We start from the raw sequence: 26,204 nt of genomic DNA, 5'->3' as shown, positions 1-26,204 counted from the left end.
GGGGTACGCGGTGTGAGAGCGCTCTCATACCGCATCCAAGGGGAACCCTGCCGACTCGGCGGCATACCGTCAAGTCATCACGGAGAAAAAGGAGTTGGACGGTGCCGGATGACCTCTGAAGCCCATGGTCCGCACCCCGCGCACGGCCCCCGGCCGACGCTGGAGGCGGTCGCGGCGCGCGCCGGGGTCTCCCGCGCGACGGTCTCCCGCGTGGTCAACGGCGCCGCGGGCGTACGGGCCGCGGTCGAGGAACGGGTCCGGCAGGCGGTGGCCGAGCTGGGATACGTACCGAACAGCGCGGCCCGCTCCCTGGTCACCCGCCGCACCGGCGCGGTCGCCGTGATCATCGCCGAGCCGGAGACCCGGGTCTTCACCGACCCGTTCTTCGGCCGCCAGCTGCGCGGCATCAGCCGCGAACTGTCCGCCGCCGACGCCCAGCTCCTGCTGCTGTTCGTCGAGCACCGCGACGACTACGACCGCATCGGCCGCTATCTGGCGGCCGGGCATGTCGACGGCGCGCTGATGTTCTCGCTGCACGGCGACGACCCGCTGCCGGCCCTGGCCGAACGCGCCGGACTGCCCACGGTCTACGGCGGCCGTCCCGGCTGGGCGGGCGCCGACCGCGCACCGCGGCCGCTCTACGTCGACGCCGACAACCGCGACGGCGCCCGCCAGGCCGTACGCCATCTCCTCGGCCGCGGCCGCCGCCGGATCGCGGTGATCACCGGCCCGCTCGACCAGACCTCCGCACGGGACCGCCTCGACGGCTACCGCGATGCCCTGGGCGCCGCGGAGCCGGACCCGCGGCTCATCGCGGACGGCGGATTCACCGCACACGGCGGCGAGCGCGCCATGGCCCGGCTCCTTGACGCCGTCCCCGGCCTGGACGCCGTCTTCGCCTGCTCCGACCTGATGGCCAACGGCGCACTGCGCACCCTGCGGGCCCGCGGCCGCCGGGTGCCCGACGATGTGGCGGTGGTCGGCTACGACGACCTCGAGCCCGCGCAGTGGGCGGACCCGCCGCTGACCACCGTGCGGCAGGACGTGGAGGAGATGGGCCGGCTGATGGCCCGCCTGCTGCTGCGGCGGCTGGGGGTCCGCACGACGGACGGCGAGGAGCTCGCGCCGGTGATCACGGAGGCGAGGCTGGTGGTACGGGAGTCGGGGTGAGGGGCCGCCGTCCCCCGGTGCCCTGCGGACCGTGCGACTCCGGATAGCGGACTACGGGTACCGTTCGTCGCCATGGGGCCGGAACCGAAAATCGAAGCCGAGATCACGGTACGCAGGGCACTGGAGCTGCCCGCGCTGCGGCGCGGCCTGCCGGAGGTACTGGCCGGTGAGGACCGGCTGGACCGGCCGGTGCGCTGGGTGCACGCGGGCGAAGTGCCGCATATCGCCTCGCTGCTCAAGGGCGGTGAGCTGCTGCTGACCACCGGCCTGGGACTGGGCACCCGGCCGTCCGAACAGCGCGCCTTCATCCGCAAGCTCGCGGACCGCGAGATCGCCGCTCTCGTCGTGGAGCTCGGCTCTCGTTTCGAATCGCTGCCCTCGGCGCTGATCGACAGCGCCCGGGACTGCGGCCTCCCACTGATCCAGCTGCACCGCGAGGTCCCCTACGTCACGGTCACCGAGGCCATCCACACCGAGATCATCAACAGCCACTACGCGCTGCTGCGCCGGGCCGACGAGATCCTGCGGCGCTGTACGGACGTCCTGCTCCGCGGCGGCGGCGCCCCCGAGGTGCTCCGGCTGCTCGCCGTCTTCACCGGCAACCCCCTCTGCCTGGAAGCCCCCGACGGCAGCCCGCTCTACGCGGCGGGCCCCGACGGCGACGACGATGACGGCCCCGCCGGCGCCGACCCCCTGCTGGCCTGGGAGGGCCTGCGCGACACCGGCGTACGCATCGACATCCCCGGCGGCGGCCACGGCCCCGACGCCGTCCGCGCCCGCCTGGTCCTGCTCCCCGTCAACACCCCCCTGGCGCCGGTCCACCGGATCGCCGCCGAACGCGCCGCCGACCTCCTCGCCGTCGTCATGCTCCAGTCCCGCCAGGAGGAGGTACTGGCCGCACGAGGACGCGGCGACTTCCTCGCCGACCTGGCGGAGGGCCGGATCTCCGCGGCCGAGGCCCCCGCGCAGGCCCGCCTGCTGGGCTTCCGTCCCGGCGCGGAACCCGTACTCCCGGTCGTCATGCGGCTGCCCGCCGGCCTCCCCACCCCCGGCAGCTGGGCCCTGCTCGCCCAGGCCCTGCGCGAGGAACTCGCCGCCCCCGGGGTGCCGGTGCTCCTTGGCGTACGGCCCGTGGAAAGCCGCGTCCCGGTGCTGGTGTCGCTGCGCGCCGGCCAGGACCGCGACGCGCTCGCCGACCGCATCGCCGAGGCCCTGCACGCCGGGGTCGTCCGCGCGGGCCTCGACCGCCCGGCCGCGCACCGCCCGGTGGTCGTCGTCGGTACGGCGGGCGACTGGGCGGCAGCCGGCCCCGGGCTACGGCACGCGGCGGAGGCGGCGGCCGCGGCCCAGGGGCTGCCCGAGCAGCCCTGGTACGACGCGCGCCGCCTGGACATCGAGCTGCTGCTGTGGCGGATGCGTGAACACGGCGAACAGGGCGTACTGGCCGACTTCGTGGACCGCGCCATCGGCCCGCTCCTCGCCCACGACCGCGGCGCCCGCCAGCCGCTGCTGCCGACCCTGGAGGCCTACCTGGCCAGCGCCGGCCGCAAGGCCGAAACCGCCCGTGACCTGAACGTGAACCGCCAGACCCTCTACGACCGCCTGGCTCGTATCTCCCAGCTCCTGGGCACCGACCTGGACGACCCCCAGACCGTCCTGGGCCTGCGCCTGGCCCTGCGCGCGAGGCGCCACACGGACAAGTCCTAGCCCACGGCCGTCTCCGCCGCGGTGCCCACGCCGAGCGCGACCAGCACGCCGCCCGTCGTGCGCTCCAGATTGCGGTGCACCCGGGGCCGCCGCAGCCGGTCCAGCAGGCGGTCCGCGCACACCACGACCAGCAGCAGCCAGCCCGCCGCTATGACCGCGTCGACGGCCCCCAGGAGCAGCGTGGCACCCAGGACCGAGTGCCCCTCGGGCAGGAACTGCGGGACCACGGCGACGAAGAAGATGCCCACCTTGGGGTTGAGCAGGCAGCTCAACAGCCCCTGCCGGAAGGCGCGTACGGCCCCGAGGCGCGCGGGGCGGTCCGCCGCTTCCGCCACGACGGGCGCGGCCCCGGACTCCCCCGCCGCGCCGGCCCGCCGCTGGGCCCACAGCGCCTGCCCGCCCAGCACCACCAGATAGGCCGCACCGGCCAGCCGTACGACCGTGAACGCCGTGTCCCACCGCTGCAGCGCGGCGGCGAGCCCGACCGCCGCGGCGACCGCCCAGGCCAGCGAGCCGATCGCGGCACCGATGGCCGTGGCGGCGCCCGTCCGCCGTCCGCCGCGTACGCAGTTGCGCAGCACCAGAAGGGTGTCCGGGCCGGGAGCCATCGTCATCAGCAGGGCGAACAGCGCAAATCCCATTACCGCAGCCGTCACGGCGGCCTCCTGTCGTACCGGGGTCCGGGCCCTGCGAGCCTATCCGGCGCCCCGGCCGGGCGGCCTGCGGGTTCAGAGCGCGGGCAGCGGCTCGGTCAACTCGTCGTAGACGCTGAGGACCTGCGCGACCGTATCGTCCTCGGTCGGCCAGCCGGCCGCCTGGATACGGCCCGCCGCCGCCAGCGCATCGCGGCGTACGGGGTCGGCGAGGAGCCCCAGGACACTGCGGGCCAGGGCGGCGGCGTCCCCGTAGCGGACGAGTTCGGCGGCCGGGCCGACCAGTTCGCGGGTGCCCCCGGTGTCGGTGGCGACCAGCGGGACACCGGCCCGCAGCGCCTCCTGGGCGATCAGGGAGCGCGCCTCCCAGCGGCTGGGCAGCACCACCAGGTCGGCGGCGGCAAGGAGTCCGGGGACATCGTCGCGGCGGCCCAGGAGCTGGACGGGCAGCTGCTCGGCGTCGATGCGCCGCTGCAGCGCGGCCCGCTGCTCGCCCTCGCCCGCGATGGCGAGCAGCGGCTGCGGGTCGAGCGAGCACCAGGCATGCGCCGCGTCCAGCAGCAGGTCATGGCCGTGATGCGGATCGAGGCGGCCGACCGCGAGCAGCAACGGCCGGTCCACCGCGCCCAGTTCGGCCCGTTCCTTGCGCCGCATCCGGTCTTGGTCCTCGGGCTCGGACGGTGCGCGGACGGGGCGGGGGCGCGGAATCGCGACCGGCGCCAGCCGGGCATCGCGCGCGCCCCGCTCGCGCGCCCGGTCCACGAGGTCGGAGCAGGCTCCCAGGACGACGGCGGCGGCCCGCGCCACCCGCCGCTCCATCAGATGCACGAGCCCGGCCCGCGCGCCCTCGGTGTGCGCCTTGGTGTGCCAGCTGACGACGAGCGGTACGCGCGCGCCCCGGGGACCGCGCAGCCCGCGCAGGGCCATCGCGGCCCGCAGCCCGGCCCGCAGCCCGTGCGCATGCACCAGATCGGCGTCCCAGCAGGCGCTGCGCAGCGAGGCCACGCCTGCCGGATCCATCCGCGGGCCGACCTGTGTGAACCGTGCGCCCGCGCCGGTGTAGTCGTAGGTCTGCTCGGTGTCGGCCGTGGCGCAGACCGTGACCCGTACGCCGCGCGCGACCAGCCCTTGGGCCAGCGAGCGGACGTGCGCCGCGCTGCCGGCGCTGCCGTGCCCGAGCACCTGGACCGTGCGCAGCGGCGACTGCCCGTGCGGTGAGGCCGGGGTGCTGGTCACGTGGTCGGGGCTCCTGGGTCGGCGGACGGTAGGGACCGTACCGGCGGTGCGGTCCGAGTGCGGCAAGGCGCTGCGGCACGCTGCCGGTGGCGCGGGAGACGTCTCCCGGCCGGGCGGGGCGAGCGTGCCCGCACCGCACCGCGCCCAGGATGCCAGCCCCGAGGCACCGGTTCGGCACCGTCCGGCCGCCGTTCCGGTGGGATGTCTCACCCCCGGCCTCACGGGATCACCCACATGGGCGACAAACCGCCCGTCCGGACGGGCGCCGTGGGGCTGCGGAACCGACCGGAAGCCGCCGCCCGGCGGATCCGGCGGAACGGCGGACCCGGCGGCGTACGGGCGGGCGCCCGGCGCCCCCGATGCGCCCTCAGACCGCGGCGGCCGCCCGGCTGACGCGGTCGCCCGCGGCCGCGGCGGCAATCAGCCCCGCGGCGTGCACGGCCAGCCCCTTGCGGCCGTTCCCGGCGACGATGGCGAGCCCGAGGGCCGCGCCGAGCGCGTGCGCCCCGGCGTCCCCGAGCATCGTGCGCTCGGCGAGGTCGTCGCCGATGACCGCGGCCGCGGCCCCCATGGGCGCGGCGGACAGCACCCCGGCCTCGCCGCCCCGCAGCAGCCCCGGTGCGCCGATGGCCAGTACGGCGCCGGCGGCCCGGCCCGGCCGGACGTCCAGGAGGTTCACCAGGTGGGCCGAGCCCGCGATCACCACGCCGGCCAGCAGCTTGTCGGCCGGCCGCCGCTCGATGAGGGCGCCGGCGGCGAGCCCCGCGGCGCCGATGCCGAACAGCTTCACCGCCCCGCTGGTGACCTCGCCCCGGCGGAGCGCCGAGAGGTGTGCCCGGAACCCGCGCCGGGTGTCACCGGCACCGAAGACGTCGTCGTACGCCCCGCAGCCCCCGGCGGCCAGCACCGCGAGGGCCGTGGCGCCCCGGGTGCGGGCGGACAGCCCCGGTGCGGTGGCGGCGGCGAGTGCGGTGCCAGTGGCCGTGGCGAGTCCGGCGTGCAGGTCGACGGTCCGCCCCGCGTAGTTCTTCCGGTCCCACAGGACGGCCCCGCCCGGCGGACGGCTGCGCAGCGCCCCGTACGCGGCCCGGGCCGCCCCCGCCGCCCCGAGCAGCGCCACGATCCGCCCCAGCACCTTGCCGCCTGCCGCCGCCATGTCACTCCCCTCGCCCGGCACCGTGCCGGGCTCAACTCCCGCCACCCTAAAGGGCGTCCCGCCGAGGCCACGATGCGCCGCGGGAATACCCGCCCGTGACCGCCTCGTTGTGGCCCCGTAGGGGGCGCTCGCATCCCCTACGGGATCTGTTCGCCCACCACCCAGGGGCGCCGTCCGCCCGTCCAGCGGCCTGATCCGCACGCCCAAGAGCCCCGTCAACCCGCCCGAAAGCCCCATCCGCCCGGCAGTGCCGCGGCCCGTACCCCCGGCCCGCCCGACTCCCTGCCCGCGTGCTCCCCGCCCGGCATGCGGCTAACGTCCCGTGCGCGCCGTTTCCAGCAGTTCCTCGGCGTGCGCCCGAGCCGTTTCGGAGTCCTCCTGGCCGGCCAGCATCCGGGAGAGCTCCCGGACCCGTTCCTCGCCCTCCAGGACCGTGACCCCGCTCCTGGTGACCGATCCGTCGTGGGTCTTCTCCACCAGGAGCTGCCGGTCCGCGAACGCCGCGACCTGCGGGAGGTGGGTGACCACCACGACCTGCGCCGACTTCGCGAGGCGGGCCAGCCGCCGGCCGACCTCGACGGCCGCCTTGCCGCCGACGCCCGCGTCGACCTCGTCGAAGAGGTAGGTCGGTACGGGGTCGGACCCGGCGAAGACCACCTCGACGGCGAGCATCACCCGGGAGAGCTCACCGCCGGACGCGCCCTTGGCGATCGGGCGGGGCGGGGTGCCCGGGTGCGGGGCGAGGAGGAGCTCGACCTCGTCGGCGCCGGCCGGTCCGTAGGCCACGGTGCGGCCGCCGACCTCGATGCCGTCGGCCTCCTCCGCCACCTCGGTCTGCCGGATCTGCACGCTCACCCGGGCGTGCGGCATGGCCAGTTCGGCGAGCTCGGCGGTCACCGCGTCGGCGAAACGCTCCGCCGATGCCGTCCGGGCGTCGGTCAACGTCTGTGCGAGACCGCCCAGTTCGGCGCGGAGCGCGTCCCGCTCCGCGGTCAGGTCGCCGATGCGGTCGTCGTCGCCGTCCAGTTCGGCGAGGCGGGCGGCGCTCTCCTCGGCCCACGCCAGGACGCCCGCGATGTCCCGGCCGTACTTGCGGGTCAGATGGTTCAGGGCGGCGCGGCGCTCCTCGACCACCGCGAGCCGCAGCGGGTCGGCGTCCAGGCCGTCCGCGTAACTGGCCAGCTCGCCCGCCACGTCCCCCATCAGGATGCCGATCTCGCCGAGCCGGTCGGCCAGCGCGGACAGCTCCGGGTCGTGGCTGCGTACGCCGTCCAGCGCGCGGTGGGCGCCGGCGACCAGGGTGGTGCCGTCGACGCCTTCGGGGTCTTCGGGGTTGCCGGCCAGCGCGGCGTGCGCGGCGGTCGCGGCGGAGGCCAGCGCCTCGGCGTGGCCCAGCCGCTCGGCCTCGGCGGCGAGCTCGGTGTCCTCGCCCGGCTGCGGTTCGGCGGCGGCGATCTCGTCCAGGCCGAAGCGCAGCAGATCGGCTTCCTGGGAGCGCTCACGGGCCCGGGTCGTCAGCTCCTCCAGCTCGGTGGCGACGGCCCGCAGCCGGCGGTGGGCGCAGGTGTACTTGTCGAGCGGGACGGCGACCGCGTCCCCGGCGTAGCGGTCCAGGGCCTGGCGCTGCCGGGCCGGGCGCAGCAGCCCCTGCTGGTCGGTCTGGCCGTGTACGGCGACCAGGTCGTCCGCCAACTCCCCCAGCAGGCCGACGGGGACGGACCGGCCGCCGAGATGCGCCCGGGAGCGGCCTTCGGCGGAGAGGGTACGGCTGATCAGCAGCGCGCCGTCGTCCAGCTCCGCGCCGGCCTCCTCGGCCCGTACGGCCGCCGGCGACCCGGGCCCGATGGTGACCCTGCCCTCGACGACCGCCGACTTGGCGCCGATCCGCACCAGGGCGGGGTCCGCGCGTCCGCCGAGCAGCAGGCCGAGGCTCGTGACGACCATGGTCTTGCCCGCGCCCGTCTCGCCGGTCACCGCCGTGAAGCCCGGGGACAGCTCGACAACGGCGTCATCAATGACACCCAGGGACCGGATCCGCATCTCCTCCAACACGGATACGACCTTACGAGGTCCGGGGGCCGCCCCGCGACGGCCTCCCCCTGTCTTCTGTCCGACACCCTGCGGAAGACCCCACCTTGACCCGGTGGAATTCCGCATGGTGCGGGCCACCTCCACCCGTCACGCTGAGTCATGAACAGCAACGAAAGGTGTCCTCATGATCAGCGCCGAGCGCCGCCGCTCCCGCCCGAGGAACACGGTGCCCCTGTTCCTCACCACCATGACGGTGCTCACCGCCCTCGTCACCACCGCCGCCTGCGGCGCCCCGGCCCGCGCGAAGGACGGGGAGACGCGGGGCCGTGGCGCGGCGGGAAGCACCGCGTCGGCCGGCGCAGCCTGCGGCGCATCGGAGCCCTGCCCGAGCGCTGTACGAAGCGCCCGTCGCACGGCCCCCGGACGGTGTTCGACATCTTCTGGCAGACCTACGCCGAGAATTACCCCTTCTTCCGCGCGAAGAAGATCGACTGGACGGCGGTCCGCGACCGCTACCACCCCCGGATCACGGCGAAGACCACCGACGACGAACTCTTCGCGGTGCTGCGCAAGATGATCGAGCCGCTGCACGACGCGCACACGCGGGTCGTGGCGGGCCCCGGCAAGTGGTTCGCGGGCAAACGCCCCGGCACCGTCCTTCCCACCCCCGAGTCCACCGCCCGCGTCGACAAGGCGCTCGCCGCGAATCCCGGGCCGGATGTCACTCAGCGCCACTGGGCAGGGGGCAAGCTCTCCTACGCCGATCTCCCCGGCCGCATCGGCTACTTCCGGGTCACCCAGTTCGCCGGTTACACCAAGAAGGGCGACCACGCCGGCGATGTCGCCGAGCTCGGCCGTGCCCTGGACCCGGTGTTCACCAAGGCCCGTACCCACGGTCCGGCGGCCCTGCGCGGAGCGGGCGCACGCCCAGGGCCGTACGGCCCTGGGGCAGGCCCTAGTGCGGCGCCCCCCGCCACCCGGCCACCGGCAGGGCGAACTTGGCCACCAGGCGATCGGTGAAGGAGGCATGATGCAGCCGCGCCAGGCGTACGGGCACGGCGCCGCGGCGGACCTCCACGCGGGCGCCCGCGGGGAGTTCGACGGTGCGGCGGCCGTCGCACCACAGCACGCCGTGCGGGGTCTTGGGCTGGACCTCGACCGCCAGCACCGAACGCGGGGAGGTCACCAGCGGCTTGGCGAAGAGGGCGTGCGCGCTGATCGGGACCATCAGCAGAGCCTCCACCTCGGGCCAGACCACCGGGCCGCCCGCCGAGAAGGCATACGCCGTCGAGCCGGTGGGGGTCGCGCAGACCACGCCGTCGCCGCCGAAGCGCGAGACGGGCCGGCCGTCGACCTCGGTGACGACCTCGAGCATCCGCTCCCGCGCGGCCTTCTCCACGGACGCCTCGTTCAGGGCCCAATCGGTGTGCACGACGCTGCCGTTGTTGCGTACCAGGACATCGAGGGTCATCCGCTCCTCGACCTCGTAGGCGCGGGTGACGACCCGGTCGACCACCTTGTCGAGATCGTCGCGTTCGGCCTCCGCGAGGAAGCCGACCCGGCCGAGGTTGACGCCGAGCATCGGCACCCCGGACGTCCGGGCGAAGTCCGCGCCGCGCAGCAGGGTCCCGTCGCCGCCGAGGACCACCAGCAGTTCGCAGCCCTCGGCCGCGCACTGCTCGGAGGCGACGAGTTCGACCTCGGGCGGCAGCGGCAGGTCCGCGGCCTCCTCCGCCAGCACCCGCACGCCGATGCCGCAGCGCAGCAGCCCCTGGACGACGAGTTCGGCGCTGCGGATGGCCGCGGGGCGGCCGGTGTGCGCGAGCAGGAAGACGGTGCGCCTCGCGCCGTTGTCCTCGTGTGCTGCGCTGCCTTCAACTGCCTTGGTTGTGGTCAACGAGGCCCCTCCGCCACTGCACGGTCGACATCCGCCGGGTCGAGTGCAGGCGCCCCGGCGCGCAGCCACAGAAAGTACTCGACATTCCCGGAAGGTCCAGGCAGCGGGCTCGCCGTCACGCCAAGTACACCGAGCCCCAGCTGGGCGGCCCGGCCCGCGACCGCGCGCACCGCCTCGGCCCGCAGCTCCGGGCTGCGCACCACCCCGCCGCTGCCCAGCCGCTCCTTGCCGACCTCGAACTGCGGCTTGACCATCAGGACGAGGTCCGCGTCCGGTGCCGCGCAGCCAACGAGAGCGGGCAGCACGAGCCCCAGCGGGATGAACGAGAGATCGCCGACGACGAGGTCGACGGGCTGCGAGTCGATCTGCTCGAGCGTCAACTCACGTACGTTCGTCCGGTCCTTCACGGTGACCCGGTCGTCGCTCTGCAGTGACCAGGCGAGCTGCCCGTACCCCACGTCGACGGCGACCACATGACCGGCACCGGCGCGCAGCAGGACATCGGTGAAGCCGCCGGTCGAGGCGCCGGCGTCCAGCGCCCGGCGGCCCTTGATCTGCAGGCCGAGCGGGACGAAGGCGGCGAACGCGCCGGCCAGCTTGTGGCCGCCGCGCGAGACGTAGTCGGGGTCGTCGGCGTCCTCGCGTACGACCAGGGCGGCACTGGTCTCCACCTGGGTGGCCGCCTTGGTCGCGGTGGTTCCGCCGACGGTCACCCGTCCGGCGGCGATCAGCTGGCTCGCGTGCTCGCGCGAGCGGGCCAACTTGCGGCGCACCAGCTCCGCGTCGAGTCGGCGTCGTGCCACTCCTGCCACCTGTGGTTCAGCTCCTGTTGTCGTACGTCATGGCGGGGGCGGGCGGCCCGGGGCGCTGGTCGAGAGCGGCCAGCGCATCGCGCAGCCCACGGTGCACATCCTCGTACACCTCGAGGTGGCCGCTCGCCGGGAGGTGGTCGGCATCGGCGAGACGCCGCAGCCGGTCGTCGACCGCCGCATCGCCGGTCGGCGTGAGCGCAACGCCGAGCGGCTCGGGCCCGGCAGGCCCGGCAGGCTCGGCGCACTCCGGCTCGGCGGCCCCCGCAGGACCGCCCCCCGTGGCTGCCTCCGGCCCCTGGCCGGACGTCGGCTCTTCCATACCCCCGACGCTACCTTGGCCGATGGCATCGACGACGGACGAGCCACCCACGACCTGGCGTATCGTCGCTCACGATGGCAACCCTCGACCAGTGCCGCGCCGCGCTCGACCGGCTGGCCCAGAACATGACCACGGCGGACGGCGACGTACGCAGCGCCGCCGCACTCGACCGTTCGCTCAGCTGCCGCATCACCGACCTGGATGTGACGTTCCTCGGACGGCTGGCCGACGGCACCATCACGGGCGTCACCAGCGTCCCCGGCCCGCCGCCGGAAAAGGCCGAGATCCGCCTCTCCATGGCAGGGGACGATCTTGTGGCGCTGGTGGACGGCCGGCTCAACTTCGCCAGGGCCTGGGGCAGCGGCCGCATCAAGCTCGAAGCGAGCCTGCGCGACCTGCTGCGGCTCAGGACGCTGCTGTAGCCGCGGCGACCGCCGCCTTACGGGGCTTGCGGGCCGCCGGGACGACCAGCGGGGTGCCGGTCTCCGGGTCGTCGATGACCTGGCAGGACAGCCCGAAGACCCGCTCCACCAGCTCCGCCGTGACGATGTCGCACGGCGCTCCCTCGGCGATGACCGCGCCGTTCTTCATGGCGATGAGATGGGTCGCGTAACGGGCGGCGTGGTTGAGGTCGTGCAGCACAGCGACGAGGGTGCGCCCCTGTTCCTCGTGCAGCTCCGCGCACAGGTCCAGGACCTCGATCTGGTGCTGGATGTCCAGGTATGTCGTCGGCTCGTCCAGCAGGAACAGCGGCGTCTGCTGGGCCAGCGCCATCGCGATCCAGACGCGCTGGCGCTGTCCGCCGGAGAGTTCGTCGACATAGCGGCCGGCCAGTTCGCCGACGCCGGTCGCCGCCATCGACTCCCAAACGATCCGCTCGTCCTCGCCCGACCACTGCCGCAGCAGCCCCTGGTGGGGGTAGCGGCCGCGTGCCACCAGGTCCGACACGGTGATCCCGTCCGGGGCGATCGAGGACTGCGGCAACAGCCCCAGTGTCCGTGCGACCTTCTTGGCCGGGAGCGAGGAAATCGCCGTACCGTCCAGCAGCACGGATCCGCTGCTGGGCCGGAGCATCCGCGACAGGGCGCGCAGCAGCGTGGACTTGCCGCAGGCGTTGGGGCCGACGATGACGGTGAAGGAGTGGTCGGGGATGGTGACCGAGAGGTTCTCGGCGATGACCCGCTGGTCGTAGGCGAGGGTGACGTTCTCGGCCGCGAGACGGCTCACTTCGGGACTCCTGGGATTGTCGTGATCACTGCTGTGGCCCGGCAGGGGCCGGACCGGTTCCGGGCCGTGCGCGGTCGCCCGCTCACATCCGCCCCGCCCTGCGTTCGGTCGCCAGCAGCCACAGCAGATAGCCGCCGCCGAGCACGCCGGTCAGCACGCCCACCGGCAGCTGGTCGGCGCCGAAGACGCGCTGCGAGGCCCAGTCGGCGGCGACCAGCAGCGCGGCGCCCATCAGGGCGGCGGGCAGCAGGTTGGGGCCGGGCGAGCCGGTCAGGCGCCGGGCGAGCTGGGGTGCGGTGAGGGCGACGAAGGAGATCGGCCCGGCCGCGGCGGTGGCGGAGGCGACGAGCAGGACCGCGGCCAGCAGCGTCACGATGCGGACCCGGTCGACCCGTACCCCGAGCGCGTACGCGGCGTCGTCGCCCATCTCCAGCATCCGCAGCGGCCGTCCGTGGAGCAGCACCAGCGGGACGAGAACGGCGCAGACCGCGGCCAGCGGCCAGACCTGGTCCCAGTCCCGGCCGTTGAGGGAGCCGTTCATCCAGGTGGTGGCCCGGGTCGCCTCGACGATGTTCGCCTTGGTCAGGAGGTAGAGCACGACGGCGTAGAGCATCGCGCAGGCGCCGATGCCGACGAGCACGAAGCGGTAGCCCTGGATGCCGCGCTTCCAGGCGAGCAGGAAGATGGCGATGCCGGTGGCCACGCCGCCGACGACGGACCCGGCGGCGACCGCGAAGGTCCCGCCCTGGAAGTAGACGATGACGACCAGCGCGCCGACGGACGACCCCTGGGCGAAACCCAGCACATCGGGGCTGCCGAGCGGATTGCGGGAGACGGTCTGGAAGACCGCGCCGGAGATCCCGAAAGCGGCGCCGACCAGCAGCCCCACCAGGACCCGCGGCAGCCGGAGGTCCTGGACGATGAATGTCTGGCCGGGGTTGCCGCCGCCGGTGAGCGTGCCGAGCACCTCGGCCGGCGTCATCGGGTAGTCGCCGGAGCCGATCAGCGCGATACCGGCGGCCAGCGCGAGGGCCGCCAGCACGAGGCAGACCGCCCCGGCCCGTACGTCCAGCCGCAGCGAGAGCCCGCCCCTGATACGTACGGACCTCACCCGCCGGGCGGCCCGCACCTGACGCGTCGTGCCCTCCTCGGGCTGCACAGTCGAGTTCACAGCTGGGCCATCCTCCGACGCCGTACGAGATAGATGAAGACCGGGCCGCCGATGACGGCCGTGACGATGCCGACCTGCAGCTCCCCCGGCCGGGCCGCCACCCGGCCGAGGATGTCCGCGCCCAGCAGCAGGACCGGCGAGAGCACGGCGGAGTACGGCAGGATCCAGCGCATGTCGGGCCCGGTGAGGGCGCGTACGGCATGCGGAACCATCAGGCCGACGTAGACGATCGGCCCGCAGACCGCGGTCGCCCCGCCGCACAGCAGGGTGATCGCGGCCATCGCCAGGACGCGGGTGCGGGTCAGCCGGGTGCCCAGTGCCCGCGCCTGGTCGTCGCCGAGCGCGATGGCGTTCAGCGGCCGGGCGAGCAGCAGCGCGAGGACGGCGCCCACCGCGAGGAACGGCGCGATCTCGGTGACGATCGGCATGGTGGCGGCGGCCAGCGAACCGACCGTCCAGAAGCGCATCTTGTCCAGGGCCGCGGTGTCCATGAGGTTGACGGCGTTGAGGTAGCCGGTCAGGACGGCGGTGAGCGCGGTGCCGGCCAGCGCGAGCCGGACGGGCGTGGCGCTGCGGGTGCCGCCGAGGATGTACCCGGCGACGGAGACCACCGCGGCGCCGAGGAAGGCGAACCACACATAGCCGGTCAGCGAGGTGACGCCGAAGAAGCTGATGGCGGTGACGACCGCGGCCGAGGCGCCGGCGTTGATGCCGAGAACTCCGGGGTCCGCGAGGGGGTTTCGGGTCAGTGCCTGCATGACCGTGCCGGCCAGTCCCAGGGCGGCGCCGACGATGACGCCGAGGAGGGTGCGGGGCAGGCGCACATCACGGATGACGACGTCGGTATCGGAGCCGGAGTAGTGGAACACCCCGTGCCATACCTGGTCGAGGGGTATCTGTTTGGCGCCGACGGCGATGCCGAGAACGGTGACGAGGGCCAGTACGGCCACGGAGGCGACCAGCCCCGCGGAGCGCGTGAGCTGCCGACGCCGCGGCGCCGCTCGGGCCGGGGCCGTTGTTGCTTCGGGGGGACTGTCAACCAACACGACGGTTAGGTTAGCCTACCCTCACATCGATATTGCAGGCCCTCCCTCGGCGAGCGTGCCGGGCCCCTCCAGAGAGAAGCGCACCCCATGAGCACCCCCCGAAGCGTAACCGTGTCCCGCCGCGGAATCCTGGCCGCGGGCGGCGCCGTCGGCATCGGCGCCCTGCTCGCCGCATGCGGCGGCGACAAGGGCTCGGGGAGCGCCAACGGCGGCGCCAAGGGCGGCCCCTGGTCCTTCACCGACGACCGCGGGAAGAAGGTCTCCCTGGGGCACACCCCGCAGCGCATCGTCGCCTTCACCGGCACCGCCGCCGCCCTGCACGACTTCGGCATCGACGACCGGATAGTGGGCGTCTTCGGCCCGACCAAGCTCAAGAACGGCAAGCCCGACCCGCAGGCGGGCGCCCTCGACATCGGCAAGGTCACCATCATCGGCAACGCCTACAACCAGTTCAACGTCGAGAAGTACGCGAGCCTGGCCCCCGATCTGCTGGTCACCAACATGTACGAGCCGGGCGCACTGTGGTTCGTCCCGGACGACAGCAAGAGCAAGATCACGCCGCTCGCCGAGTCCGTCGCCATCACCTCCGCGCGGGTCCCGCTCGTCAAGATCATCGAGCGGTACGCCGCGCTGGCGAAGTCGCTCGGCGCCGACCTGGAGGCCACGAAGGTCACCGACGCCAAGGCCCGCTTCGAGAAGGCCGCCGCGGCGCTGCGCAAGGCCGCCAAGGGCAACCCGGTCAAGGTGCTCGCCTGCTCCGGCAGCCCCGACCTCTTCTACGCCTCCAACCCCGGCATCAACGCCGACCTCATGTACTACAAGTCCCTCGGCGTCGATCTGATCGTCCCCGACCACCTGGACAAGGGCGGCTACTTCGAGAGCCTGAGCTGGGAGAACGCCGACAAGTACCCGGCCGATGTCCTGCTGCTGGACAACCGGACCGCCACCCTCCAGCCCAAGGACCTGGCCGCCAAGCCCTCCTGGACCAAGCTGCCCGCCGTCAAGGCCGGCCAGATCACCCCGTGGTCGAGCGAGCCGCGTTTCTCCTACGCGGGCGCCGCGCCGCTCATCGAGTCGCTCGCCAAGGCCATCGAGAACGCCAAGAAGGTCAACTGACGTACGGCCGCGGTGGATCGCCGGCCCTGGGCCACCGCGGCCTCACCCACCCCCGCCCCCGTACGGAAGGTCCCCGACATGACCACGACCGCCGCCCCCGCCACCGCGCCCTTCCGCTTCTTCGATGTGCAGGTCGTAAGCGCCAGACGGGTGAGCACCTCCGTGGTCCGGATCACCTTCGGCGGCGAGCGGCTGGAGGAGCTGGCGTCCGGCGGCCGCGACCAGCGCTTCAAACTCTTCCTTCCGCAGCCCCACCAGGACCGGCCGGCCTTCGAGGACACCTCGGAGGGCTGGTACACCGCCTGGCGGGCACAGGACCCGGCCGAGCGCCCGGTGATGCGCTCGTACACGATCCGCGAACAGCGCCACGAGCCACGGGAGTTCGACGTCGACTTCGCGCTGCACGGCGCCGGGACGGCGGCGGATTCCCCGGCCGGCGGGCCCGCCGCCCACTGGGCCGCCCGCGCCCGGCCCGGCGACCGGCTGACCGTCCTCGCCCCGGCCGTCGAGGACAACGGCGGCGTCGACTTCCGTCCGCCGCTCGGCACCGACTGGATCCTGCTCACCGGCGACGAGACGGCGCTGCCCGCCATCGCCGGCATCCTGTCCTGGCTCTCCCCCGGCACCCACGCCAAGGTCTGGATCGAGATCGCCCACGACGACGACCGGCAGCAGCTGCCCACCTTCGCCGACGCCGACATCACCTGGCTGGTACGCGACGGGGCGGGCGCCGCGCACCGCGAGCCGGTGCTGGAGGCGCTGCGCGCCGCGGAGCTGCCCGAGGGGACCCCGTACGCCTGGATCGCCGGCGAGGCCGGGACCGTCAAGGCGGTCCGCCGGCATCTCGTGAGCGAGCGCGGAATCGACCGCAGGGCGGTGAAGTTCACCGGTTACTGGCGTCGCGGCGCCACCGAGGAGGACCTGATCGCGGAGCTGACCGCGGGCACGGCGGCGCCCGAGGAGGACTGAGCCGGCGGGGACCCCGCACAGCGCGGGGCCCCCACTCCTCACCTCCCGATCCGCGCCAGCGCCTTCCCCGCGTCCGCCGCACAACTGCCCTCCCCCGCCACCGTCCAGGCCGCCGCGCACAGCGCCCGCAGCCCGTCCAGCGGCGCACCGTCGCCCTCCAGGACGAGCGTGTCCCCGGCCGCCGAGGCCCGCCAGCCACCGCACCGGAAACCGTCGTCCTCCCGGGTCACCGCGGGCTGGGGCCCCAGCACACCCCGCAGATCGGCGTCCACATACGTCGGGCGGTGCTGCGGCGGCGCGGCCAGCAGCTCCGCCGCGGTGGTGACGCCGGTGAGCACCAGCAGCGAGTCCACCCCGCCGTTGCAGGCGCCCTCGATGTCGGTATCGAGCCGGTCACCGATCACCAGCGGCCGCTTCGCGCCGGTCCGCAGCACGGTCTCGCGGTGCATCGGCGGCTGCGGCTTGCCCGCCACCTGCGGACTCCCGCCCGCGGCGATCCGTACGGCCGCCACCAACGCGCCATTGCCGGGGGCGATCCCGCGCTCCTTGGGGATGGTCAGATCGGTGTTGGACGCGAACCACGGCACCCCGCGCTGCACCGCGTACGCCGCCTCCGCCAGCCGCGCCCAGTCCAGCGCCGGGTCGAAGCCCTGCACCACGGCCGCCGGATCGTCGTCCGCCGACTCCACCGGCACCAGGCCCCGCTCGCGCAGCGCCACCCGCAGCCCCTCGCCCCCGACGGCCAGCACCCGCGCACCGGCCGGCACCTGCTCACAGATCAGCCGCGCCACCGCCTGCGCCGAGGTGATCACATCGTCCGGGCCGGTCGGCAGCCCGAAGCCGGTGAGCTGATCGGCGACCGTCTGCGGGGTACGGGCGGCGTTATTGGTCACATACGCCAGATGCATCCCGCGCTCGCGCGCCGCCGTCAGCGACGGAACGGCGTGGGCGATGGCCTCCCCACCCGCGTAGACGACCCCGTCCAGATCCAGCAGCGCGGTGTCATACGCCTCGGTCAGCGCACGCTCGCACCCGTCGGGCTGCCTACGAACCTCGTTCATGCCGTCTCGCTCCTCACTCCCACGCGTCGTACGAGAAGTGTCCGACGCACGCCCGGACGTGTGCGCTCCGGGGGCCGTGCTCCGACGCGCGGATACCGATATTTCCAGCCACATGCAGGCTGAACCCCGATCTTCCCTCATTGCGCAAGCGGCATAGCATTCTTCAATGACCAGCACCGACGGCCTTCGCCTCCTCCCGTTCCGTGGGCTGCGCTATGCCCCGGACCGGGTCAGCAGCCTCACCGCTGTCACCTCCCCGCCGTACGACGTCGTGGTCCGGCCGGACGGCGTGCGCGAACTGGAGACCGCGGACCCTTACAACATCGTCCGGCTGATCCTTCCGCACGCCCCGGACCCCGCCGCCCGCCACCGCCAGGCCGCCGACACCCTGCGCCGCTGGCGCGAGGAGGGCATCCTGACGCCGGACGCGAAGCCCGCGCTGTATGTGTACGAGCAGCGCAGCGGCGAGGTCCTGCAGCGCGGGCTGATCGGCGCGCTGCGCCTGGACGGGCCGGTGCTGCCGCACGAGGACGTCATCCCCGAGGTGGTCGAGGACCGGGTCGCGCTGATGCGTGCGGCGGCCGCCAATTTCGAGCCGTTGCTGCTCTCCTACCGCGGCCAGGGCACGGCCACCGGCGCCACCGCCGTGATCGAGCGGACCGTCCAGTCCGCCCCGCTGCTCGCCACCACCACGGAGGACGGCTTCGCGCACCGCCTCTGGGCCGTCACCGACCCCGCCGACCTGGCCGCCATCGACGACGATCTCGCGCGCCGGGAGGCCCTGATCGCGGACGGCCACCACCGCTGGGCCACGTATCAGCGGCTGTACGAGCAGCAGCCGGGCGCCACTCCGGCCTCCCCCTGGGCGTCCGGCCTGGTGCTGCTGGTCGACACGGCCCGCTATCCCCTCCAGGTCCGGGCGATCCATCGCGTACTGCCGCATCTGCCGCTCAGCAAGGCGCTGATGGGGGTGGCCGGCGCCTTTCGCGTCCGCCGGCTGCCGGGCGAGCTGACCGCCGCCCTCGAGGCGCTGCAGGAGACACCCGGCAACGCCTTCGTCCTGACCGACGGGCCGGACTCCTTCCATCTCCTGGACCGCCCCGACCCCGCGCTGCTCGACCGCACGATCCGCACCGACCGGCCCGAGGCCTGGCGGCGGCTGGATGCCACCGTGCTGCACTCCGTTCTTCTGGACGAGGTCTGGCGCATTCCTGACCATCCGTCGGACATCGGCTATCTGCATCACACCGAGGCCGCCGTCGCGCAGGCCGCCCGGCACGGCGGCACGGCCGTCCTGATGCGCGCCACCTCCGAGGACACGGTCCGTCAACTCGCCCGCCACGGCGTGACGATGCCGCGGAAGTCCACCTCCTTCGGCCCCAAGCCGGCCACCGGCCTCGTACTGCGTTCGCTGGAGGACGAGGAGAACTGAACCCACCGCGGGCCGGCCCCTGAGGCAGCCCCCTGGACGGCACCCCGCACCCACCCGGATGACTAGTTAGGTTAGGCTTACCTCACTACGTCGCCCGGGTGGGTTCTCCACCTCTGCGCACCCCTCCGCCCTGCGCAGGACGTGGCCAAGTCCGTATCAGGGAGGACACCTTCATGAGCCTCCTCGCGCCCTTCGCCGAGGACCCGTCGCCCGCCGACACATCCGCCCCCGACCCGGCCGGCACCTCCGTGACCGACCCGGTCACCGAACCGGCCGACAGCAGGACCCACCTGCTCAACAACGCCACGGCCGCCCGCTACCGCGCCGCCGTCACCGACTCCGTCGCCCGGGTGAGCGCCAAAATCGCCGCGACCGCACGCCCGTTCACCGGCATCTCCGTCGACGGCCTCACGCCCACCGTGGCCGCCGTCGACCTCGAGGCGCCGCTGTACGAGACGGCCGCCGCACTCGACGAACTCGAAGAGGTCTACCTCCGCGACGCCGTCTACTTCCACCACCCGCGCTATCTCGCGCACCTCAACTGCCCCGTGGTGATCCCCGCCCTCGTCGGCGAGGCCGTCCTCGCCGCCGTCAACTCCTCCCTGGACACCTGGGACCAGAGCGCCGGCGGCACCCTCATCGAGCGGCGACTGATCGACTGGACCGCCGAGCGCGCAGGCCTCGGCCCGCAGGCCGACGGCATCTTCACCAGCGGCGGCAGCCAGTCCAACCTCCAGGCCATGCTGCTCGCCCGGGACGAGGCCTGCCGCCGGGAACTCACCCGCGGCGCGCCTGACGGCGCCCGGCTCACCGACGTCCTGCCCCGGCTGCGCATCCTCACCTCCGAGTGCAGCCACTTCAGCATCCGCAAGTCCGCCACCCTGCTCGGCCTGGGCGCGGAGGCCGTCATCGCCGTCCCGGCCGACGAGCACAAGCGGATGCGCACCGCCGACCTGGCCGACGAACTGGCGCGCTGCCACCGCGACGGCCTGATACCCATGGCGGTCGTCGCGACCGCCGGCACCACCGACTTCGGCTCCATCGACCCGCTCCCCGAGATCGCCGACCTGTGCGCCCGCTACGGCGCCTGGATGCATGTCGACGCCGCCTACGGCTGCGGACTGCTGGTCTCCCGCCGCCGCGAGCTGCTGAACGGCATCGAACGCGCCGACTCGGTGACCGTCGACTACCACAAGTCCTTCTTCCAGCCGGTCAGTTCGAGCGCCATCCTGGTCCGCGACCGCGCCACCCTGAAGCACGTCACCTACCACGCGGACTACCTCAACCCGCGCCGGACGGCCGAGAAGCGCGTCCCCAACCAGGTCGACAAGTCGATCCAGACCACCCGCCGCTTCGACGCCCTCAAACTCTGGCTCACCCTGCGCATCATGGGCGCACCGGCCATCGGCGAGCTCTTCGACGAGGTGATCGACCGCGCCTCGGACGCCTGGAAACTCCTCCACGACGATCCCCGCTTCGAGGTCGTCGTCGAGCCCCGGCTGAGCACCCTGGTCTTCCGCTACGTCCCCGGCGGCGATCTCGACCCCGAGCTCGCCGACCTGGTCAATCTGCATGCCCGCGATGCCCTGTTCGCCTCCGGTGACGCGATCGTCGCGGGCACCAAGGTCGACGGCCGCCACTACCTCAAGTTCACCCTGCTCAACCCGGAGACCACGCTCGAGGACATCGCCACCGTCCTCGACCTGATCGCCGAGCACGCAGGCAGCTACCTGGCCGAGCGGCCCCAGCCGGCGCTCAGCGCACGCTGACCCTCCCCCCATGCCTCAACGGCATGGCTGGGGGTCCCCCAGCGGTAGCTGGGGGAGTGCCCCCACAGAGCCGACCACCCCCATCGGAGACCCCGTGTCCGCCCCGCACTCCGCCCCGTACGACTTCATCGCCATCGGCCTGGGCCCCTTCAACCTCGGCCTGGCCTGCCTGACCGAGCCGATCGACGGACTGAACGGCCTGTTCCTCGACAACAAGCCGGCCTTCGACTGGCACCCCGGCATGATGCTGGACAGCAGCCACCTCCAGGTGCCCTTCATGGCCGACCTGGTCACCCTCGCCGACCCCACCTCCCCCTTCTCCTTCTTGAACTACCTCAAGGAATCGGGCCGGCTCTACCCCTTCTACATCCGCGAGAGCTTCTATCCCCTCCGGGCCGAGTTCAACGACTACTGCCGCTGGGCGGCCGGGAAAATCGGCTCCATCCGCTTCGCCCACCAGGTCACCACCGTCGAGTACGACGAACGCGAAGAGCTGTACGTCGTCCACGCCGAGCACCTCCCCACCGGCGACCGCACGGCCTACCGCGCCCGCAAACTCGTCCTGGGCACCGGCACCCCGCCGCACGTCCCCGACGCCTGTCAGGGCCTGGGCGGCGACCTCCTGCACAACGCCGACTACCTGGACGCCAAGCCCGTCCTCCAGGCCAAGGACTCCATCACGCTCATCGGCAGCGGCCAGAGCGCGGCCGAGATCTACTACGACCTCCTCCAGGACATCGACAGCCACCGCTATCACCTGACCTGGGCCACCCGCTCCCCCCGCTTCTTCCCCCTCGAATACACCAAGCTCACGCTGGAGATGACCTCGCCGGAGTACGTGGACTACTTCCACGCCCTCCCCGCGGCCACCCGCGACCGCCTCACCACCACCCAGAAGCACCTCTACAAGGGCATCGACTCCGCCCTCATCAACGACATCTTCGACCTCCTCTACCAGAAGAACCTCGCGGGCCCCGTCCCCACCCGCCTCCTCACCAACACCGCCCTGAACCAGGCAAGTTACGACGCGGCCACCGGCACTTACACCCTCGGCCTGCACCAGGAGGAACAGGGCACGGACTTCTCCCTCGACACCCAGGGCCTGATCCTCGCCACCGGCTACCGCTACCGCGTCCCCGACTTCCTCGCCCCCGTCCACGACCGCATCGCCTGGGACGACTCCGGCCGCTACGACGTCGCCCGCAACTACAGCATCGACACCACCGGCCACGGCATCTATGTGCAGAACGCCGAGCTGCACACCCACGGCTTCGTCACCCCCGACCTCGGCATGGCCGCGTACCGCAACTCCTGCATCATCCGCGAGCTGCTCGGCCGCGAGTACTACCCGGTCGAAAAGGCCATCGCCTTCCAGGAGTTCGCCGCTCCGGCCGCCCCGCACCACCCCCTGGAGACCTCCGCAGCATGAGCACCCCCCTCTTCACCCGCACCGACGCCACGCTCGGGGACTTCTCCCTACGGCCCGTCGACCCGCCCGCCGACGCCGAACTCCTGCACTCCTGGGTCACCCACCCCAAAGCCGTCTTCTGGCTCATGCAGGACTGCGACCTGGCCGCGGTCGAAAAGGAATTCACGCGGATAGCCGCCGACCCCTTCCACGACGCCTTCCTCGGCCTGCACAACGGCACCCCGGCCTTCCTCGTGGAGCGCTACGACCCCGCGCACCGCGAACTGGTCGGCATCCACGCCGCCGGACCCGGCGACGTCGGCATGCACTTCCTCACGGCCCCCACCGCCGTCCCCCTGCACGGCTTCACCCGCGCCGTCATCACCACCGTCATGGAGATGCTCTTCGCCGACCCGGCCACCCGCCGCATCGTCGTCGAACCGGACGCCCGCAACACCGCCGTCCACGCCCTCAACAAGGCCGTCGGCTTCGAGATCCAGCGCACCGTCTCGCTCCCCTCCAAGGACGCCTACCTCAGCACCTGCACCCGCGACCAGTACCTGGCCACCCGAGGAGAGAACCGATGACCACCCGCGACCTCGCCGCCCAGGACGCCGTCGCCCACCTCACCCCGGCACTGTGGGCACGGGCCAACCGCCTCCTGATCCGCAAGGCCCTCGCCGAATTCGCCCACGAGCGCCTGCTCACGCCCCAGCGCCTCCCCCAGGACGGCCACTACACCGTCCGCAGCGACGACGGCACCACCGAATACCGCTTCGCCGCCCGCAGAAGGGCCCTGGACCACTGGCAGGTCGACCCCGACAGCATCACCCGCCACCGCGACCACACCGAACTCCCCCTGGACGCCCTGGAGTTCTTCATCGAACTCCGCGCCGCGCTCGGCATCGCCCCGTCGATCCTCCCGGTCTACCTGGAGGAGATCAGCTCCACCCTCTCCGGCACCGCCTACAAACTCGCCGCCGGCCGGCCCAGCGCCGCCGAACTCGCCAAGTCCGGCTTCCAGGACATCGAAACCGGCATGACCGAGGGCCACCCCTGCTTCGTCGCCAACAACGGCCGCCTCGGCTTCGGACTCCACGAGTACCACGCCTACGCCCCCGAGACCGCGGCCCCCCTCCGGCTGATCTGGCTCGCCGCCCGCCGCGACCACGCCACCTTCACCGCCGGCGACGGCCTCGACTACGACACCCTCATCCGCACCGAACTCACCGAAGCGACCGTTAACCGCTTCACCACCGCCCTCACCGACCTGGGCGTCGACCCCTCGGACTACTACTTCTTCCCCACCCACCCCTGGCAGTGGTGGAACAAGCTCTCCGTCACCTTCGCCGCCGAGGTCGCCCAGCAGCGCCTGGTCTGCCTGGGCCCCGGAGACGACGACTACCTCGCCCAGCAGTCCATCCGCACGTTCTTCAACACCACCACCCCCACGAAGCACTACGTGAAGACGGCCCTGTCCGTCCTCAACATGGGCTTCATGCGCGGCCTCTCCGCCTCCTACATGGAAGCCACCCCGGCCATCAACGACTGGCTGGCCCGCCTGATCGCCGCCGACGGCACCTTCCAGGCGGCCGGCTTCTCGATCATCCGCGAACGCGCCGCCATCGGCTACCACCACCGCCAGTACGAGGACGCCACCACCAAGGGCTCCCCGTACCGCAAAATGCTCGCCGCCCTCTGGCGCGAGAGCCCCGTCCCCACCCTGGAACCGGGCCGGCGCCTCGCCACCATGGCCTCCCTCCTCCACACCGACCACGACGGCGCCTCCTTCGCCGCGGCCCTCGTCGAAGAGTCCGGCCTCGAGCCCGCCACCTGGCTGCGCCGCTACCTCGACGCCTATCTCACCCCCGTCCTGCACGCCTTCTACGCCTACGACCTGGTCTTCATGCCGCACGGCGAGAACGTCATCCTCGTCCTGGAGGACGGCGTGGTGGCCCGCGCGATCTTCAAGGACATCGCCGAAGAGATAGCCGTCATGGACCCCGACGCGGTCCTGCCGCCCGCCGTCGAACGCATCCGCGCCGACGTCCCCGAGGACAAAAAGCTCCTCTCCCTCTTCACCGACGTCTTCGACTGCTTCTTCCGCTTCCTGTCCGGCACCCTCGCCGACTGCGGCACCCTCGCCGAGGACACCTTCTGGCGTACGGTCGCCGACTGCATCACCGCCTACCAGACCTCCCACCCCCACCTCGCCGACAAGTTCGCTTCCTACGACCTGTTCGCCGACGAGTTCGCGCTCTCCTGCCTCAACCGTCTCCAGCTGCGCAACAACCAGCAGATGGTCGACCTCGAGGACCCGGCCGGCGCCCTCCAGCTCATCGGCACCCTCCGCAACCCCATCGCCCCGTACGCCCCCTGACACCCCCCACAACGCCGAAGGGCGGGACCCCACCGGGGTCCCGCCCTTCGCCTTACCGCTTCGCTACTCAGCCCTTCTCGGGCCGCTCCTCGCCATCGTCGTCGGCCTCACCCACGGCCTCCTCGACACCCTCGTCGAACTCGTCGCCGTCCTCCTCGTCGCCGTCCTCCAGCGCATCGGTGAACTGGACACCGTCCAGCTCAGCGAGCCGGTCCGAGGCATCCGTCGTACCGGCCTGGTCGGCCTCCAGCGCCTTGGCGAACCATTCGCGCGCCTCGCCCTCGCGCCCGACCTCCAGCAGCGCGTCCGCGTACGCATACCGCAGCCGTGCGGTCCACGGGTGCACCGCGTTCGACGCCAGCTCGGGGCTCTGCAGCGTCACCACCGCCGCGTCCGCCTGGCCCATGTCCCGGCGGGCACCCGCCGCGACCAGCCGCATCTCGACCTGCCCGGCCCGGTCCAGCCGCTGCACCTCGGGCTCACCGGCCATGGCCATCGCCTTCTCCGGCCGGCCGAGACCGCGCTCGCAGTCCGCCATGACGGGCCACAGCTCCACACTGCCGGTCATCCGCCGCGCCGCCCGGAACTCCGCCAGCGCCTCGTTGTACTTACCGACCGCGTACGCCGCGAACCCCGCGGCCTCACGCACCGCCGCGACCCTGGACGCCAGCCGCAGCGCCACCCGCGAGTACCCGTACGCCTTCTCCGGGTCCTCGTCCAGCAGCTTCGCGACCATCACCAGGTTCTTGGCGACATCCTCGGCCAGCGTCTTCGGCAGACTCAGCAGCTCCTGCCGCACGTCCTTGTCGATCTCGTCACCGGTGACGTCCTCCGGAATCGGAATCCGCTTGATCGGCTCCCGGTCCCGGTCACGCCGGTCGTCCCGACGGTCGTCGCGCCGGTCATCACGCCCACGCCCGCCGCCGTACGGCCGACGCCCGCCACGCTCATCATCCCGACGGAACCCGCCCCGGTCATCCCGCCGCGGCCCCCGGTCATCCCGACGGAACCCACCACGGTCGCCCCCGCGGTCATCGCGCCGGTCGCCACCACGGAACCCGCCACGATCGCCCGACGGACGCTCATCACGCCGGAACCCACCGCGCTCACCACCGGACGGACGGTCATCCCTGCGGAATCCGCCACGGTCGCCCCCGCGGTCGCCCCCGCGGTCATCGCGGCGATCGTCCCTACGGAACCCACCACGGTCACCGGACGGACGCTCATCACGCCGGAAACCACCACGGTCACCGCCGCGGTCATCCCGCCGGTCGCCACCGCGGTACCCACCACGGTCGCCACCCGACGGACGGTCGTCCCTGCGGAACCCACCGCGGTCGCCACCCCGGTCATCGCGACGGTCGTCCCGCCGGTCATCCCTGCGGAAGCCCCCACGGTCGCCGCCCGACGGACGGTCGTCCCTGCGGAACCCACCACGGTCGCCCCCGCGGTCACCGCCGCGGTCGTCGCGCCGGTCGCCACCGCGGTACCCACCACGATCGCCACCCGACGGACGGTCATCACGCCGGAAGCCGGGGCGGTCTCCACCACGGTCATCCCGACGGTCATCGCGACGGTCGTCCCTGCGGAATCCCCCGCGGTCGCCGCCCGACGGACGGTCATCGCGCCGGTCGCCACCGCGGA

General features: G+C 73.1%; 24 protein-coding genes. 11 read left to right on the top strand and 13 right to left on the bottom strand.

Annotated features, from left to right (window positions below):
• The first annotated feature begins 108 nt into the window (after nt 1-108).
• Nucleotides 109-1,170: a LacI family DNA-binding transcriptional regulator gene (locus ACZ4S3_RS15320; protein ID WP_467932653.1), complete on the top strand. Its 1,062-nt coding sequence runs from the start codon at nt 109-111 to the stop codon at nt 1,168-1,170.
• 72 nt (nt 1,171-1,242) lie between these two features.
• Nucleotides 1,243-2,877: a PucR family transcriptional regulator gene (locus tag ACZ4S3_RS15315; RefSeq protein WP_467932650.1), complete on the top strand. Its 1,635-nt coding sequence runs from the start codon at nt 1,243-1,245 to the stop codon at nt 2,875-2,877.
• On the opposite strand, the gene ACZ4S3_RS15310 is transcribed toward ACZ4S3_RS15315, so the two are convergent.
• From ACZ4S3_RS15310 to recN, 4 genes are all read right to left on the bottom strand, one after another.
• Complete coding sequence (locus ACZ4S3_RS15310; RefSeq protein WP_467932646.1) at nt 2,874-3,533, bottom strand: LysE family translocator; 660 nt, start codon at nt 3,531-3,533, stop codon at nt 2,874-2,876. The genes ACZ4S3_RS15315 and ACZ4S3_RS15310 overlap by 4 nt on opposite strands.
• 72 nt (nt 3,534-3,605) lie before the next feature.
• On the bottom strand, nt 3,606-4,766 hold the full coding sequence (locus tag ACZ4S3_RS15305) for a glycosyltransferase family 4 protein (RefSeq protein WP_467932642.1): 1,161 nt from the start codon (nt 4,764-4,766) through the stop codon (nt 3,606-3,608).
• 367 nt (nt 4,767-5,133) lie between these two features.
• Nucleotides 5,134-5,922: a hypothetical protein gene (locus tag ACZ4S3_RS15300; protein WP_467932638.1), complete on the bottom strand. Its 789-nt coding sequence runs from the start codon at nt 5,920-5,922 to the stop codon at nt 5,134-5,136.
• A gap of 312 nt (nt 5,923-6,234) precedes the next feature.
• Complete coding sequence (gene recN, locus ACZ4S3_RS15295; RefSeq protein WP_467934209.1) at nt 6,235-7,962, bottom strand: DNA repair protein RecN; 1,728 nt, start codon at nt 7,960-7,962, stop codon at nt 6,235-6,237.
• Nucleotides 7,963-8,379: 417 nt separating this feature from the next.
• On the opposite strand from recN, the gene ACZ4S3_RS15290 reads away from it, so the two are divergent.
• Nucleotides 8,380-8,973, top strand: a complete 594-nt coding sequence (locus ACZ4S3_RS15290; protein ID WP_467932634.1) for a hypothetical protein — start codon at nt 8,380-8,382, stop codon at nt 8,971-8,973.
• Here the strand turns inward: ACZ4S3_RS15290 and ACZ4S3_RS15285 are convergent.
• Genes ACZ4S3_RS15285 through ACZ4S3_RS15275 form a run of 3 tightly spaced genes read right to left on the bottom strand, consistent with a single transcriptional unit; the run spans nt 8,909 to nt 10,981 of the window.
• Complete coding sequence (locus tag ACZ4S3_RS15285; protein ID WP_467932630.1) at nt 8,909-9,850, bottom strand: NAD kinase; 942 nt, start codon at nt 9,848-9,850, stop codon at nt 8,909-8,911. The two genes, ACZ4S3_RS15290 and ACZ4S3_RS15285, sit on opposite strands and share 65 nt — an antisense overlap.
• The gene (locus ACZ4S3_RS15280; RefSeq protein WP_467932625.1) at nt 9,847-10,662 is read right to left on the bottom strand and encodes a TlyA family RNA methyltransferase; all 816 of its coding nucleotides are present in this window, start codon (nt 10,660-10,662) and stop codon (nt 9,847-9,849) included. The genes ACZ4S3_RS15285 and ACZ4S3_RS15280 overlap by 4 nt, the downstream gene beginning before the upstream one ends.
• Before the next feature lie 7 nt (nt 10,663-10,669).
• Complete coding sequence (locus ACZ4S3_RS15275; protein ID WP_467932621.1) at nt 10,670-10,981, bottom strand: hypothetical protein; 312 nt, start codon at nt 10,979-10,981, stop codon at nt 10,670-10,672.
• A gap of 74 nt (nt 10,982-11,055) precedes the next feature.
• On the opposite strand from ACZ4S3_RS15275, the gene ACZ4S3_RS15270 reads away from it, so the two are divergent.
• Entirely contained in the window at nt 11,056-11,403 is a 348-nt protein-coding gene (locus ACZ4S3_RS15270) for a sterol-binding protein (protein WP_467932617.1), read from the top strand.
• On the opposite strand, the gene ACZ4S3_RS15265 is transcribed toward ACZ4S3_RS15270, so the two are convergent.
• The 3 genes from ACZ4S3_RS15265 to ACZ4S3_RS15255 form a co-directional block, all read right to left on the bottom strand.
• Nucleotides 11,387-12,208, bottom strand: coding sequence for an ABC transporter ATP-binding protein (locus ACZ4S3_RS15265; RefSeq protein ID WP_467932612.1), 822 nt, complete (start codon nt 12,206-12,208; stop codon nt 11,387-11,389). The genes ACZ4S3_RS15270 and ACZ4S3_RS15265 overlap by 17 nt on opposite strands.
• An 82-nt stretch (nt 12,209-12,290) precedes the next feature.
• Nucleotides 12,291-13,379, bottom strand: coding sequence for a FecCD family ABC transporter permease (locus ACZ4S3_RS15260; protein ID WP_467932609.1), 1,089 nt, complete (start codon nt 13,377-13,379; stop codon nt 12,291-12,293).
• Nucleotides 13,376-14,425, bottom strand: coding sequence for a FecCD family ABC transporter permease (locus ACZ4S3_RS15255; RefSeq protein WP_467932604.1), 1,050 nt, complete (start codon nt 14,423-14,425; stop codon nt 13,376-13,378). Before ACZ4S3_RS15255 ends, ACZ4S3_RS15260 begins: the two co-directional genes overlap by 4 nt.
• Before the next feature lie 87 nt (nt 14,426-14,512).
• On the opposite strand from ACZ4S3_RS15255, the gene ACZ4S3_RS15250 reads away from it, so the two are divergent.
• Complete coding sequence (locus ACZ4S3_RS15250) at nt 14,513-15,541, top strand: ABC transporter substrate-binding protein (RefSeq protein ID WP_467932600.1); 1,029 nt, start codon at nt 14,513-14,515, stop codon at nt 15,539-15,541.
• A gap of 78 nt (nt 15,542-15,619) precedes the next feature.
• A complete protein-coding gene (locus ACZ4S3_RS15245; RefSeq protein WP_467932597.1) occupies nt 15,620-16,510 on the top strand; it encodes a siderophore-interacting protein in 891 nt (296 codons plus the stop codon).
• Between the two features lie 38 nt (nt 16,511-16,548).
• Here the strand turns inward: ACZ4S3_RS15245 and ACZ4S3_RS15240 are convergent, their stop codons facing one another.
• Nucleotides 16,549-17,571 (bottom strand): HAD-IIA family hydrolase, encoded by a 1,023-nt coding sequence (locus ACZ4S3_RS15240; protein WP_467932594.1) that lies wholly within the window; start codon nt 17,569-17,571, stop codon nt 16,549-16,551.
• Nucleotides 17,572-17,737: 166 nt separating this feature from the next.
• Between ACZ4S3_RS15240 and ACZ4S3_RS15235 the strand changes: the two genes are divergently transcribed.
• The 5 genes from ACZ4S3_RS15235 (at nt 17,738) to ACZ4S3_RS15215 (ending at nt 24,560) form a co-directional block, all read left to right on the top strand.
• The gene (locus ACZ4S3_RS15235; protein WP_467932589.1) at nt 17,738-19,003 is read left to right on the top strand and encodes a DUF1015 family protein; all 1,266 of its coding nucleotides are present in this window, start codon (nt 17,738-17,740) and stop codon (nt 19,001-19,003) included.
• Nucleotides 19,004-19,176: 173 nt separating this feature from the next.
• Nucleotides 19,177-20,772 (top strand): pyridoxal phosphate-dependent decarboxylase family protein, encoded by a 1,596-nt coding sequence (locus tag ACZ4S3_RS15230; protein ID WP_467932584.1) that lies wholly within the window; start codon nt 19,177-19,179, stop codon nt 20,770-20,772.
• Nucleotides 20,773-20,866: 94 nt separating this feature from the next.
• On the top strand, nt 20,867-22,201 hold the full coding sequence (locus ACZ4S3_RS15225) for a lysine N(6)-hydroxylase/L-ornithine N(5)-oxygenase family protein (RefSeq protein WP_467932579.1): 1,335 nt from the start codon (nt 20,867-20,869) through the stop codon (nt 22,199-22,201).
• Nucleotides 22,198-22,767 carry a GNAT family N-acetyltransferase gene (locus ACZ4S3_RS15220; protein WP_467932575.1) on the top strand — a complete coding sequence of 190 codons (570 nt, stop codon included), beginning with the start codon at nt 22,198-22,200 and terminating at the stop codon, nt 22,765-22,767. Before ACZ4S3_RS15225 ends, ACZ4S3_RS15220 begins: the two co-directional genes overlap by 4 nt.
• Nucleotides 22,764-24,560: an IucA/IucC family protein gene (locus ACZ4S3_RS15215; protein ID WP_467932571.1), complete on the top strand. Its 1,797-nt coding sequence runs from the start codon at nt 22,764-22,766 to the stop codon at nt 24,558-24,560. Before ACZ4S3_RS15220 ends, ACZ4S3_RS15215 begins: the two co-directional genes overlap by 4 nt.
• Before the next feature lie 67 nt (nt 24,561-24,627).
• On the opposite strand, the gene ACZ4S3_RS15210 is transcribed toward ACZ4S3_RS15215, so the two are convergent.
• Together ACZ4S3_RS15210 and ACZ4S3_RS15205 are read right to left on the bottom strand one after the other, a co-directional pair.
• Complete coding sequence (locus ACZ4S3_RS15210) at nt 24,628-25,404, bottom strand: tetratricopeptide repeat protein (protein ID WP_467934206.1); 777 nt, start codon at nt 25,402-25,404, stop codon at nt 24,628-24,630.
• Nucleotides 25,341-26,204, bottom strand: an 864-nt coding sequence (locus ACZ4S3_RS15205; RefSeq protein ID WP_467934254.1) for a hypothetical protein, incomplete at its 5' end; no start/stop codon positions are given. The genes ACZ4S3_RS15205 and ACZ4S3_RS15210, both read right to left, overlap by 64 nt.

The sequence above is a fragment of the Streptomyces sp. NPDC028368 genome (genome assembly GCF_055565615.1).
This window is presented reverse-complemented; position numbering and strand designations above follow the sequence as displayed.